Source organism: Vibrio sp. 10N.247.310.17 (assembly GCF_041466605.1).
Taxonomy (GTDB): Bacteria; Pseudomonadota; Gammaproteobacteria; order Enterobacterales; family Vibrionaceae; genus Vibrio; species Vibrio tasmaniensis_A.
This window is the reverse complement of record NZ_JBFSTC010000047.1, coordinates 1-13,394: the sequence shown is the minus strand read 5'-3', so window position 1 is coordinate 13,394 and position 13,394 is coordinate 1. Positions and strand designations below refer to the sequence as shown.

Annotated in this window: 10 protein-coding genes; 3 read left to right on the top strand and 7 right to left on the bottom strand. The window is 45.8% G+C overall.

What is annotated here, in order from left to right; all coding sequences use genetic code 11:
* Window positions 1-76 precede the first annotated feature (76 nt).
* Both AB6D80_RS13930 and AB6D80_RS13925 read left to right on the top strand, forming a co-directional pair.
* On the top strand, window positions 77-3,112 hold the full coding sequence (locus AB6D80_RS13930; RefSeq protein ID WP_371707514.1) for an FAD-binding and (Fe-S)-binding domain-containing protein: 3,036 nt from the start codon (window positions 77-79) through the stop codon (window positions 3,110-3,112).
* Between the two features lie 66 nt (window positions 3,113-3,178).
* The gene (locus AB6D80_RS13925; RefSeq protein ID WP_371707515.1) at window positions 3,179-3,640 is read left to right on the top strand and encodes an isoprenylcysteine carboxylmethyltransferase family protein; all 462 of its coding nucleotides are present in this window, start codon (window positions 3,179-3,181) and stop codon (window positions 3,638-3,640) included.
* Window positions 3,641-3,766: 126 nt separating this feature from the next.
* On the opposite strand, the gene AB6D80_RS13920 is transcribed toward AB6D80_RS13925, so the two are convergent.
* The 6 genes from AB6D80_RS13920 to hutC all read right to left on the bottom strand — a co-directional run bounded on the left by AB6D80_RS13920 (window position 3,767) and on the right by hutC (window position 11,167).
* Complete coding sequence (locus tag AB6D80_RS13920) at window positions 3,767-4,492, bottom strand: DUF3581 domain-containing protein (protein WP_010438254.1); 726 nt, start codon at window positions 4,490-4,492, stop codon at window positions 3,767-3,769.
* A 226-nt stretch (window positions 4,493-4,718) separates the two neighbouring features.
* Window positions 4,719-6,251, bottom strand: coding sequence for a histidine ammonia-lyase (gene hutH / locus AB6D80_RS13915; RefSeq protein WP_032499002.1), 1,533 nt, complete (start codon window positions 6,249-6,251; stop codon window positions 4,719-4,721).
* 14 nt (window positions 6,252-6,265) lie between these two features.
* A complete protein-coding gene (gene hutU / locus AB6D80_RS13910; RefSeq protein ID WP_009846491.1) occupies window positions 6,266-7,960 on the bottom strand; it encodes a urocanate hydratase in 1,695 nt (564 codons plus the stop codon).
* 78 nt (window positions 7,961-8,038) lie between these two features.
* The gene (gene hutG / locus AB6D80_RS13905; RefSeq protein WP_009846492.1) at window positions 8,039-9,103 is read right to left on the bottom strand and encodes a formimidoylglutamase; all 1,065 of its coding nucleotides are present in this window, start codon (window positions 9,101-9,103) and stop codon (window positions 8,039-8,041) included.
* On the bottom strand, window positions 9,090-10,340 hold the full coding sequence (gene hutI / locus AB6D80_RS13900) for an imidazolonepropionase (RefSeq protein ID WP_029225354.1): 1,251 nt from the start codon (window positions 10,338-10,340) through the stop codon (window positions 9,090-9,092). Before hutI ends, hutG begins: the two co-directional genes overlap by 14 nt.
* 113 nt (window positions 10,341-10,453) lie before the next feature.
* Window positions 10,454-11,167 (bottom strand): histidine utilization repressor, encoded by a 714-nt coding sequence (gene hutC, locus AB6D80_RS13895; RefSeq protein ID WP_372043892.1) that lies wholly within the window; start codon window positions 11,165-11,167, stop codon window positions 10,454-10,456.
* A gap of 181 nt (window positions 11,168-11,348) precedes the next feature.
* On the opposite strand from hutC, the gene AB6D80_RS13890 reads away from it, so the two are divergent.
* Window positions 11,349-12,092 carry a sporulation protein gene (locus AB6D80_RS13890; RefSeq protein WP_371707517.1) on the top strand — a complete coding sequence of 248 codons (744 nt, stop codon included), beginning with the start codon at window positions 11,349-11,351 and terminating at the stop codon, window positions 12,090-12,092.
* A 96-nt stretch (window positions 12,093-12,188) separates the two neighbouring features.
* Here AB6D80_RS13890 and AB6D80_RS13885 read toward each other — a convergent pair whose 3' ends face one another.
* Window positions 12,189-13,151, bottom strand: a complete 963-nt coding sequence (locus AB6D80_RS13885) for a DUF3187 family protein (protein ID WP_372188813.1) — start codon at window positions 13,149-13,151, stop codon at window positions 12,189-12,191.
* Window positions 13,152-13,394 lie beyond the last annotated feature (243 nt).

Sequence of the window (13,394 nt, the reverse complement as noted above, 5' to 3'; positions counted from 1 at the left end):
GAAATTCAAAGAAAAATATTAAAAATCTCAGATAACCCAATGCTGATAGGATCAGCGAAGTAGGGGCAGGAAGCAAATGTTACCAAGACTTCAACTCAATGCTGATGTCGATCCAGTAGTCGTACGTTTTTTAGATGAACTAAAAACAGCGGGCTTTACTGGCGACATTGAATCTCAATATTCTAGCCGTTTGGCTGTGGCGACTGATAACAGTGTCTATCAGCAATTGCCGCAGGCAGTTATTCTCCCTAAAACAACCCAAGACGTTGTGCTGCTCGGTAAAGTGGGTGCAAAATCTGCTTACGAACGCGTGACCTTTTCCCCTCGTGGCGGTGGTACCGGTACTAACGGACAGTCTTTAACAAAAGGCGTCGTGGTTGACCTTTCTCGTTATATGAACAAGGTTCTTGAGATTAACGAGCAAGAAGGCTGGGTAAGAGTTCAGTCAGGTATCGTTAAAGACCAATTGAACGATGCTGTGCGTCCGTATGGTTACTTTTTCTCTCCAGACCTTTCTACCAGTAACCGAGCAACCTTAGGTGGAATGATCAATACCGATGCTTCGGGCCAAGGGTCATTGAAGTACGGTAAAACGTCTGACCATGTGTTGTCGCTGCAAGCGGTCTTCGCAGATGGTTCATGTCTCGAATCCGATTTATCACACGGCTTACCTGCTGAAGGTGAATTTGCTCACCATGCCCTTGCAGTAACTGAAGCCGTTTGTCGAGATAAGCGCGCTCAAATTCTTAATAAATTCCCACCATTGAACCGCTTCTTAACTGGTTACGATTTAAAGAACGCAATCAACGAAGAAGACGATAGCTTTGACCTGACTCGTGTTCTATGTGGTGCAGAAGGTTCATTAGCATTCATCACTGAAGCAAAGCTGAACCTCACGCCGATTCCAAAAGCACGAACGTTGGTTAACGTGAAATACAACACGTTCGATTCTGCACTGCGTAATGCGCCGTTCATGGTAGAAGCGAAAGCGCTGTCTGTTGAAACCGTTGACTCAAGAGTATTGAACCTAGCGAAACAAGACATTGTTTGGCACACCGTGAGCGATTTGCTTATGGATGTTCCAAATAAAGAGATGCTTGGTATCAACATGGTTGAGTTTGCAGGCCAAGATGAAGCGGAAGTTGAACAACAAGTTCAAGCGCTGACCGCACAGCTTGAAAGCATGGTAGAAACTGAAGACGCGGGTGTGATTGGCTTCCAAGTGTGCAGTGATTTGGCGAGCATTGGCCGAATCTACAACATGCGTAAGAAAGCGGTAGGTCTATTAGGTGCGGCGAAAGGCCGAGCTAAGCCAGTCGCTTTTGCTGAAGACACCTGTGTACCACCGGAAAACTTGGCCGACTTCATCTCTGAATTTAGAGTCTTACTCGATTCAAAAGAGTTGAATTACGGCATGTTTGGTCACGTGGATGCGGGCGTACTGCACGTTCGTCCTGCTTTAGATTTGTGTGATCCGATGCAAGAAGCATTGATGCATGAAGTCTCTGATGAAGTGGTTAAGCTGGTGGCTAAATACGGCGGCTTGATGTGGGGTGAACACGGTAAAGGCTTCCGTTCTGAGTATGGTCCTGACTTCTTTGGTGAAGAGCTGTTTACCGAATTAAGACGTGTTAAAGCAGCGTTCGACCCGCACAACAAGATGAACCCAGGCAAGATCTGTACGCCATTAGAAAGCGACGCTGAATTGGTGAAAGTCACCGATACCAAGCGTGGCTTCTATGACCGTCAGATCGACGTACAAGTTCGTGATAGCTTCAAACAAGCCATGGAATGTAATGGTAACGGCTTGTGCTTCAACTACGATACGAGCTCGCCAATGTGTCCTTCGATGAAAGTAACTGCAGACCGTCGTCATTCGCCAAAAGGCCGTGCAGGCTTGGTTCGTGAATGGTTGCGTCAGTTAACGGAACAAGGCGTCGATATTCTCGATTTAGAGCAAGAAGCGCTGAAGGACAATACTCCGATTAAAACCATGGTGGAACGTGTTCGTAACACGATGAACAAACGCCATGAGTACGATTTCTCGCATGAAGTTCATGAAGCGATGAACGGTTGTTTGGCGTGTAAAGCGTGTGCGAGCCAGTGTCCTATTAAAGTTGATGTACCAAGTTTCCGTTCTCGATTCTTAAACATCTACTATTCGCGTTACCAGCGCCCAGCAAAAGACTATTTAGTCGCTAACATTGAAACCATGCTGCCGCTGATGGCGAAAGCGCCAAAAGTAGTGAACGCTGCATTGGGTCAAAAGTGGATACAAACGGCAACGGCTAAGACGGTCGGTTATGTTGATGCTCCTTTGATGTCGGTACCTACACTTAAAAATCGTCTGGCGAGCAAAGATCTGCAACTCTTCGACTTACAGTACTTAGAAGGCTTGTCTTCTGAAGAGAAGAAACAGCATGTGCTGATCGTTCAAGACCCGTTCACTAGCTTCTATGATGCGGAGGTGATTGAAGACTTCGTCACTCTGGCTCAAAAACTTGGTAAAACTCCGGTGTTGCTGCCGTTTAAGCCAAATGGTAAAGCTCTGCACATTAAAGGCTTCTTAAATCGTTTTGCACGTGAAGCGAAATCAACATCGGATTTCTTGTCGATGGTTGCTGATATCGGTATTCCTTTGGTGGGTGTTGATCCTGCTCTTGTGCTTTGTTACCGCGATGAATACGTTGAGATCTTAGGTGACAAGCGTGGCGACTTTGATGTGCTTACCGTGCATGAATGGTTAATGCCATCGTTAGGTGAGTTCGAAGCACGCTCAGCAAGTGAAGATATGTGGTACTTGTTTGCTCACTGTACTGAGAAAACCAAAATGCCGAACGCTGAAAAAGAGTGGGGCACTATCTTCAAGCACTTTGGTGCTGCGTTAACCAGCGTTCCGGTCGGCTGTTGTGGCATGGCGGGCACCTTCGGGCATGAAGTCGATAAGCTACAAATGTCGAAAGATATATACGGTTTAAGCTGGAAGCCTCAAATGCAGGACTTACCAAAAGATCGTTGTTTGGTGACGGGGTATTCTTGCCGTAGCCAAGTGAAGCGTTTTGAAGGTGAGAAGCTTGCTCACCCATTACAAGCGCTAGCAAAAATTCTTTAATACATTTAGCCCAGCAATTGCTGGGCTTTTTTCTAAACTAACAAAGGAATGTTAATAAGGAAAAGTATGAAATTTCTAGAATTAAAAGTACCACCCGTTGCACTGTTCATTATTGTATTCGTAGCATCATACTTCTGCGCTCAGCAGTTGAGCCAAGGAACATTGGCACTGCCTTATCGAATGGTTGCGCTCGGTATCGGGATTGTCTTGAGTGGTGTTATTGGAATATCAGGCATATGGGAGTTTCGCAAACAGAAAACCACCGTTAATCCGATCAAAGTCGACACCGCTTCTGCAGTTGTGGACAGTGGAATCTTTGGCTACACGCGAAACCCTATGTATCTAGGGCTATTTATCCTACTGTTTTGTTTTGGCTATTTCTTCCAAAACCTGTTCAGTGTTTTACTCAGTTTTGTATTCGTAATGTACATGAATCAGTTCCAAATTAAGCCAGAAGAACGCGCTCTAGAGCAATTGTTCGGTGCGGAATATGTTGATTATAAACAAAAGGTTAGACGCTGGGTTTAGTTTTGACTTGAGTAGCTTGATGTCATTAGTCATCGAAATGAAAAAGCCCAGCTTGTGATACCAAGCTGGGCTTTATTGATCTTGTCTCTAGCTATTTACATCAAGTGATGTAAATAAGAGTGCTGATTAAGCGGCAGCTGCGAACTGAGCTAGAAACATCTCTTTACGTTCGTTGAAGCGGTTTACTAGGTCGTCTACAGAAGCTTGGTCGTATGGCTTAAGACCACTTGCTACCATGCGCTTTACGCCTTTACCGACTACTTCACCGTCTTCTTTGAAATCAAAGTTCAGTGTCACGATGCCACGCTTGCCTTCAACATCAAAAGTCGCACCTGAGAATTCAACTTCTGGGTGAGATAGGTCTAGACGAGTAAATTCAACTTCCATGCTCTCGTAAATCACAAGAGGACGTTGGCAGTTGATCATCATTTGCTGTTCTTCCATAAGAGGAACCATGATATGTGGGAAGTTCATACCTGAAAACTTAACGTAATTTGTTACTACGTGCTCGATGAATGCTTGGTCGTGGCTCTTTTCACCTTCACAAGACATGTGTAGGTACTCTTTGCCTTTCTCGTCAACCAGTGAGCTTTCTTTCTCACACTTGTTGTCAACGCTTAGCGCAATACCGTTACCTACCATACCTGAAAAATCAAAACGCATTTTTTGGCTGATGCCTTCTTTTTGCAGAAGTACTGCAAACAAAAGATCGCCAGGCACGCAGAAGCGCTTGTTGTCTTCATCGTGAATTGGGTTGAAGTCAGCGGCTACTTTTTTTGCAAAGTGGCTAGCTTGTTCACGAGTAAATTGAAATTGATTGTCTTCAGTAGAAAAGTAAGGTGTCAGAAACATAGTATCGCTATTAGTCATCAAATCTGGCGGGGATTATAGCTAACTAACTTGGTTTTAATGGTCTATCCAGTTAACTTTGCTTATATATCAGTCAATTAGATAAATACGTTGGATGGTATGTGACGATTTGAAGGGAGATATGGCCTTTGGCTCAATGCAACAAGGGCTAATTAATAGCCCTTGTTTATATGACACTCTAATGGGTGTTGTTCAGAATGTTTTTGCTTTAAAAGCTACACAAAGTACCTTCTGGCATTAGGTGATTATGAACGGACAATTTGAGCAACAGGTTAGCTTGTTCAATATCCGGTGCAAAATATCTGTCTTTGTCGTAGAAGCTCACTTTCTCACGCAAAATCTGTTTCGCTTCTTCCACACGAGGAGAGGATAGATTCGGAGCACGGAAATCGAGCCCTTGTGCTGCTGCTAAATATTCTACTGCTAATATCCCACGGGTGTTTTCAGCCATGTATCTAAGCCTACGAGCGGCAAAGGTGGCCATTGATACGTGGTCTTCTTGGTTTGCAGAAGTAGGCAGGCTGTCTATTGACGCCGGATGAGCCAAGGTTTTGTTCTCACTAGCGAGTGCTGCAGACGTTACTTGAGCAATCATAAAGCCTGAGTTCACGCCACCGTTATCGACTAAGAAAGGCGGTAGTTTGCTTAGCGCGCTATCAATCAGCAGCGCCATTCTACGCTCTGACAAGCTACCGATCTCGGCAATGGCCAATGCAAGGTTATCTGCTGCCATTGCGACAGGTTCTGCGTGGAAGTTACCGCCCGAAATGATGTCGCCATCGTCAGCGAAAACAAGCGGGTTGTCGGATACGGCATTTGCTTCAATCGTTAAGGTCTCTGCTGAGTTACGAATCTGCTGTAAACAAGCACCCATCACTTGAGGCTGACAACGCAGTGAGTAAGGATCTTGAACCTTTTCACAACAAGTATGTGATTCACCAATCTCGCTCTTTTGATCAAGCATATGGCGGTAAGCAAGTGCTGCATCCATTTGGCCACGATGACCACGAACGCGATGAATACGCGGATCAAACGGACGACGGCTACCTAGCGCGGCTTCTACAGACATTGCACCACACACGGTTGCAGACGCGAATAAGTCTTCAGCTGCGAACAGACCTTCTAGTGCAAAGGCTGTCGATGCTTGTGTGCCGTTTAACAGCGCCAGACCTTCTTTAGGTGCTAGCGTTATAGGCTCCAAGCCTGCGATCTGCATTGCTTCTAAGCCAGTGATGATCTTGCCGTTGTGGCGTGCTTGGCCTTCACCTAGCAGTACCGTACTCATGTGGGCGAGGGGAGCAAGATCTCCTGAAGCACCCACAGATCCTTTTTGTGGAACACATGGGTAAACCTGTGCGTTCACAAGATCGATAAGGGCATTAATCACTTTGAGGCGGATACCAGAGTAACCGCGAGACAAGCTGTTAATCTTTAACACCATCATCAAGCGAACAGTTTCATCAGACATGAATTTACCAATGCCCGCCGCGTGAGAAAGCACGATACTTTTCTGTAGTACTTCTAAATCCTCAGGGGCGATTTTGGTATTTGCTAACAAGCCAAAACCCGTGTTGATGCCATACACAGTGCGATCTTCAGCAATCACTTGCTCGACAACGTGCATGCTCGCTTCAATATCTGGAATCGCTGCTGGATCAAGTGATAAGCTCACAGGGCTACGGCTAATCTTACGCAGTTCAGGCAGGCCTAGAAGTCCTGGCTTAAGTAATAAATTCAACATGTTTTCTCCAGACATTAAAGGCGACGAAGTTCTTCGTTTAGCATAGGTAAATCAAGCTTCTGCTCTTTAGCACACTGCTTGGCAATATCGTAACCCGCATCAGCATGACGCATAACGCCAGTAGCCGGATCATTGTGAAGTACACGAGCAATACGTTGTGATGCATCTTCGCTACCGTCACAACAAATCACCATACCTGAGTGTTGTGAGAAGCCCATGCCAACGCCGCCGCCATGGTGCAGAGAAACCCATGTTGCGCCACCAGCTGTGTTCAGAAGGGCATTCAAAAGAGGCCAATCAGAAACTGCATCAGAGCCATCCATCATGCCTTCTGTTTCGCGGTTCGGGCTTGCTACTGAGCCCGAATCTAGGTGGTCACGACCGATAACAACGGGTGCTTTCAGTTCGCCATTTTTCACCATTTCATTGAATGCTTGTCCTAAACGTTCACGATCTTTCAAGCCAACCCAACAAATACGAGCTGGTAGGCCTTGGAACTGAATACGTTCACGCGCCATATCTAGCCAGTTGTGTAGATGCGGGTTATCTGGAATCAATTCTTTTACTTTTTGGTCTGTTTTGTAGATGTCTTCAGGGTCGCCAGAAAGAGCAGCCCAACGGAACGGGCCGATGCCTTCGCAGAATAAAGGACGAATATAAGCAGGAACGAAACCTGGGAAATCAAATGCGTTTTCCACTCCTTCTTCAAGTGCCATTTGGCGAATGTTGTTGCCGTAATCTACGGTCGCAGCGCCACGGTACTGAAGATCTAGCATAGCTTGAACTTGAATAGCCATAGATTGCTTAGCGGCTTTCACCACTTTTGCTTCATCAATAGTACGTTCTTGTGCTGCTTTCTCCATCGTCCAACCTTGCGGCAAGTAGCCGTTCAGCGGATCGTGGGCAGAGGTTTGGTCAGTCACTACGTCAGGCGTGATATTGCGTTCAACAAGCTCTGGGAATACATCTGCTGCGTTACCGAGTAGGCCAACAGAGATTGGTGTGTCTGATTCTTTAATCATTGCCATCGCTTCATCTATGCTGGTGGCTTTTTTGTCGACATAGCCTGTACGCAAGCGGTAATCGATTCGTGATTCATCACATTCAACCGCAATCATCGAGAAGCCAGCCATAGTCGCTGCGAGAGGTTGAGCACCGCCCATACCGCCAAGACCACCCGTTAGAACCCACTTGCCGTTTGCTTCTCCTTGAAAGTGCTTCTTCGCGATAGCGACAAACGTTTCATAAGTGCCTTGAACGATGCCTTGTGAGCCAATGTAAATCCAGCTACCTGCGGTCATCTGGCCGTACATCATCAAGCCTTCTTTATCGAGCTCGTTGAAGTGTTCCCAGTTCGCCCAGTGTGGAACAAGGTTCGAGTTAGCGATCAGTACGCGAGGTGCGTTTTTATGTGTCGGGAACACGCCCACAGGTTTACCTGATTGAACAAGCAACGTTTGGTCGTCTTCTAAACGCTCTAATACTTCAACAATCTTGTCATAACATTTCCAATCACGTGCCGCGCGACCGATACCGCCATACACAACCAGTGCATGTGGATGTTCTGCCACATCAGGGTCTAGGTTGTTCATCAGCATACGCAGTGGTGCTTCTGTTAACCAAGATTTAGCGCGCAAAGTGGTGCCATGAGGTGCGCGAATTTCGCGAGTCGTGTCGAGACGAGGGTCACTGTTGTGGTGTTCCGTCATTTTGGAATTCCTTCTGTTTCACGTTATATCGTTGTAGTTGTAGTTGTAGTTGTAGTTGTAGTTATCGGTATAGCTGGATTAGTCGCTGGCCATTGCACTGGCTATATCCCAACACAAACGTGCCGCCAATCGAGCCGTTTGGCCATCGATGTCGTAGTCTGGGTTGTATTCCGCAATGTCCGCGATAATGAGTTTTTCACTGTGTTTGAAAATCTGTTCTAGAAACGGAGCGAGTGCTTCATAGCTCACGCCTCTTGCCGCTGGTGCACTTACGCCCGGCGCAGTCGCTGCGGGGAATACATCGAGATCAATGGTGAGATAGAGGTAATCACATTCAGCGATGAATTTTTGCAACGTAACCAGTTGAGCGACTTGGTTAACTTGGGTCATGTTGCGGTCGTGTTCATACCAAACACCCAGTTGGTCAGCTTTGTTAAACAGCGCTTTGGTATTGCTAGCAGCACTCACGCCAAGACAAGCGTAATGAAACGGCCATTGATGTGTATGGCAGTAATCACTTATCTGGTTGAAAGGCGTGCCTGAGCTCGGTTTAACATCGGCGATTTCGCTTTCAAATTCACGAAGATCAAAGTGAGCATCAAAGTTAACGATGCCGATCTTAGGTTTGTGTATTGGCTGATCTTTATCAATACGTTCAGTTTTATGAAGGCGTTCTGCTTTATGTAAATGTTCCGCGAGGCCTTGGAAAGATGCCCAAGCAACTTCGTGACCACCGCCAAGGGTAATCACTTTGTTGGTTGATAAAGCATTAGCAATAACAGAAGCACACTGTTTTTGACTGACTTCGAGTTGACCATCGTTACATTCGATGTCACCAAGGTCCGCGATGTGTGTATCACTGTGCCAAGCCATATTAGCCAACGCTTGACGAATCAGGTTGGGTGCTTGTCTTGCGCCCACTCGTCCTTTGTTTCTTGCAACGCCTGCATCGCTGGCAAAGCCAACTAAGGCGATAGCGCTATCAGTAAGCTCGTTACCTAAATCGCTACTTTGAACTTGTTTGGTAATGTGATGAACGCGTGTACCTAGTGCGCCATCTTCAAGATCATTACGTCCCGTCCACACGAAGTTATGTACGGTTTCTGAGTTCTTTTGAATGCCGTTGGAATTAGATTGAGTCATGACACACCTCGCCATTAACAATGCGTTTATGCAGATGAGGAACACCAACTTGATAGCTCAGATCTGCTGGGTGCTCGAGATTCCAGATAGCCAAATCAGCGGCATAACCTACTTCGACTTTGCCTTTAGTTTGTGAATCGCCAATGGCAGCGGCTGCGTTACAAGTTACACCGCGCAGCGCTTCTTCAGGCGTCGTACCAAACAGGGTGCAGCTCATGTTCATCATCAGCGTTAAATCAGCAAAGGGAGAAGTGCCGGGGTTTAGGTCGGTCGCGATCGCCATTGGAATCTTGTGTTCACGAAGTAGGGCGATAGGTGGCTGTTGAGTCTCTTTCAAGAAATAGAAAGCGCCGGGTAGCAAGGTGGCAACTGTGCCTGATTCTGCCAGTGCTTTTACTCCGGTTTCATCTAAGTACTCAACATGGTCAACAGAGAGTGCGCCGTATTTTGCTGCAAGTGCGCTACCACCCATATTCGAAAGTTGTTCAGTGTGGCCTTTAATCGCGAGGCCATGTGCTTTGGCTGTTGCAAATACACGTTCGGTTTGTTCTAGGTTGAAGCCGATAGATTCGCAAAACACGTCAACAGCATCGGCGAGCCCTTGCTCTGCAGCTTTAGGAATGATCTCTTGGCAAACCAAATCGATATAGCTGTCCGGTTGTTCTTTATATTCAGGTGGCACAGCATGCGCTGCAAGGAGAGTGGTGGTGATCTTAATTCGACGATGATTCTCTAACGCTTTGGCTGCGCGTAACATTTTGAGTTCATCATCAAGTGTTAAACCATAGCCAGATTTTACTTCGATGCTGGTTACGCCACTTCTTAGTAGACCATCGAGTCTAGGCAAAGCCATTTCAACCAGCTCAGACTCTTGCGCTGCGCGTGTTGCAGTGACTGTCGCTAGAATGCCGCCGCCTTGCTTGGCGATGTCGGTGTAAGACACACCATTCAAACGCTGCTCAAATTCATTGGCACGATTACCCGCAAATACGAGGTGAGTGTGGCAATCAATCAGCCCAGGGGTGACTAACTTGTTTTTGCAATCATAGGTGATGTAATCCAAAGAACCATCAATACTTACTTGTTCTAACTCAGAAGCAAGTACGCCTTGGTTTGAACAAGAGATGGACACGATTTTACCGCTTTCGATAACGATATCTTGAGGGGAAGAGGGCTGATAACCATCGGCTCCCGAGCTCATGGAGACCACTCGTGCGTTTTTGAGGATCAAATTCATAATCACCTAGATCTTTGCTAAATATTAAATGTATATACAAATAAATAGGCTAAACGCTGACCCGAATCAAGTTGATGTTGCAAAAATGTGATCGGCGATCAGGATGATGTTCTTTAATCTAGAAGTATCTTGGAGCTTAATTTGTACTTAGAACCGGGATGGTAGAGCAATGCAAAGCTGATGAGCCGTTCTTTGCTCCATGTTCTTCTATTCAAAAGCAGGCAAGGCTCTGATTCAGAAAGTTTTAGTGACGTTCTAATTTGAGAGTCAGGAATAATGGCTTCAACCGTATGCTCGATAGCACTCAACGGGCAGCTTTTTGAAAGGTATTCGTTGGGTGTAGAGGTTGAGAAATCTTGCTCTAGGTATTTTGGAGCGGTTTGAGAGTTCACCCAACGCGCTTCCAATTGAATCGGTGCGTTGTCGGCAAAGTGTATGATTTCACTATAGAACACTTCTGCATTAATCATCACACCTAGCCGTGTAGCCGTGCTTTCATCAGCCTTGATGCTATCGTGCTTGATAACTTGGCTAGTATACGTTTGGCCTCGGTCTTTGATCTCTTGCGCGATGTTGTTGATATCAAGCAACGGAGATTGCGCTTTTTCGTCTGGTTCACAAACAAAAGTCCCCAGTCTTGGTTTCCTGATGAGCTTGCCTTCAGACACCAAATCTCGAATCGCTTTATTGACCGTCATTCGACTCACATTGAACTGCTCGGTGAGTTCGAGTTCTGTGGTTATCTGGTAACCCACTGGCCAGTGACCACTGGTGATATTGTCGTCTATGAACTGTTTTATCTGAAGGTAGAGCGGCGCTTTCGACATAATGAAACCTTATTTGACTATACAAATAGAGTAACGGAATTTTTCACGATTTCAACATTTCCTCGGGCAATGTGACCTTATTCAACATAGATGGGGCAAATTGCTTGATTCTGTGAGGCAAGTGTCGCAAATTGTCACGCAATAACTATTCGTAAATCAGATAATTAGAAAGGGAAATAATATGTTTAAGAAATTAAAGGCCTCCTTGGGCATCGGTGCAGCAAAAGTTGATACCGTCTTAGATAATATTGAAGTTTTCCAAGGTGGAGAGTTGTCTGGCAATGTTCACATTGTTGGCGGCGACGTTGAGCAACAAATCGACCTGATCAACTTGGTTCTCAACACAGAAGTAAAAGTCGAAACGGAAGGTAGCACCAGCTACGAAACATTTTCGTTAGGTCGTATTCAAGCCGTAGAGCCTTTCGTGATCCAACCGGGTGAAACCAAATTGGTGCCATTCCGTCTTAAGTTAAATGATGAAACGCCAGTCACCGCGTTGAACGCGCAAATGAATCAGTGTCATGTGTGGGTTGAAACCAACCTAGATATCGGCTTTGCGATTGATCCTAAAGACCGCGACTTCATCTCCGTACACCCATTGCCAACAGTCGCTAAAATTATCCAAGGTGTGGAAGCATCGGGTATGGCAATGGTGAAAGCGGATGTAGAGAAGGGCTTCTTAAAAGGCAACAGCTTTGCTTCTCGCTCCGGTTGTTATCAAGAGATTGAATTTCGCAGCGGAGGTTTTATGAATAATAAAGAGATCGAGCTGTCATTCATCGTCGATGGCTCTATGGTTCACTGCTTAGCAGAAATCGATCGCTCAATGAGCTTCCGTGGCGATCAATATATCTCATTCAGCTTGCCTGCTAACGCGGCCGATTCTGACATTCGCAACGCAGTCTCAAGAATCATGAGTGCGTAGTTGCTCTGACTTATATAGAAATAACATAGTATTCCAAAGTCGAATTTAACCGTTCGACTTTTTTGTTTCTGCCATTTACCACTGATGACGATAGGCCTATTGGAAGGTCACATCGGTGGAGTTGTTCATGTTGAAGATGTTCTCGATAACGGATATCTCGACCGCTGAGCGTTGCATGAGATAGCGATACCCAAACATCATTTCATTCGCGGCTTCTGAAAACTCAGTGTCACCATCTTCTGCGCCTTCATACCAACGGTATTCAAGATGCAATTCATGGTTTTCAAATAGCGTGAGTTGATAGCCGCCCATCCATGACCATGTCGTCTTCTTATGCGAAAAGCTATTCTCTGCTTCTCTACTGGACTGATTCGCTAACCCTAAGCTTGTATAGAAGGTATTGATGTCGAGTTGGTATGCATAGTTGAGTTGAGCGCTTTGTTCGGTGCTGTTTCCCTTAAATGCACCGTGGCTGACGTTGTTATGATAGAGGGAGACACCAAAAGATAGTCCGTGGTTTTCAAGGTCTATGATTTGGTATTGAGTGTAGAGTGTGAAAGCACTTGTCAGCGTGTCGCCAGAGAAGTCACTGATATTGATGCCATGGCTTGGCGCGTAAACATCAAATTGGTGTCTGTCTTTACGTTCCCGCCCTGCTTGGTCGATGCCAAATAGATCGTGGTAATTGATGATGACTTTATCAAGGTGATTGTTGGCGGCGTATAACCAGCGGTAGTTGAACTCTATTTGCCATGCTGTTGTTAGTTGCCATTTCAGCCCTGTTTGAAGTTGATTCTGATAATAGTCTAAATGATAGTCGTGAGAGTTAGCCCATATACTCGCGGCGGTTAAAGAAGCAAATACTTCAAGCTTGTTTTCTTCGAGCGGAAAGCCAGAGCGGAGCGTTGGAGTAAGACGAACTGACTGCAATGGTGCTTGGGTATAACTGATTAGCGGGCCGTAATCTTTGTTGGCCCATGCGGTTGGAGTAAAAACAACAGTTGCTATTAGTAATGATAAAGGTGGTATGAACGATATAAAGACAGCCTGTTTTCCCATATGCACCTCATTCGCATTCCGTTGCCTCTATATAGCTTAGTTCTAAATAACTCGTTTGTAAGAGATAAGTTGGAAGGGCGTACTCACAAGAGATAGGACAAATAGTTGAGTTGATACAGCTTGACTGGAAAGAGGAGGGGCAGGGAAGTTACCGCTAGCATATGAAACCTATCATTCGTGGCTAAAAAATGGTTCATCGCGGCTTTCCGGGGAAAGCCGCTTTTATCTTCAAGAAGAAGTAGT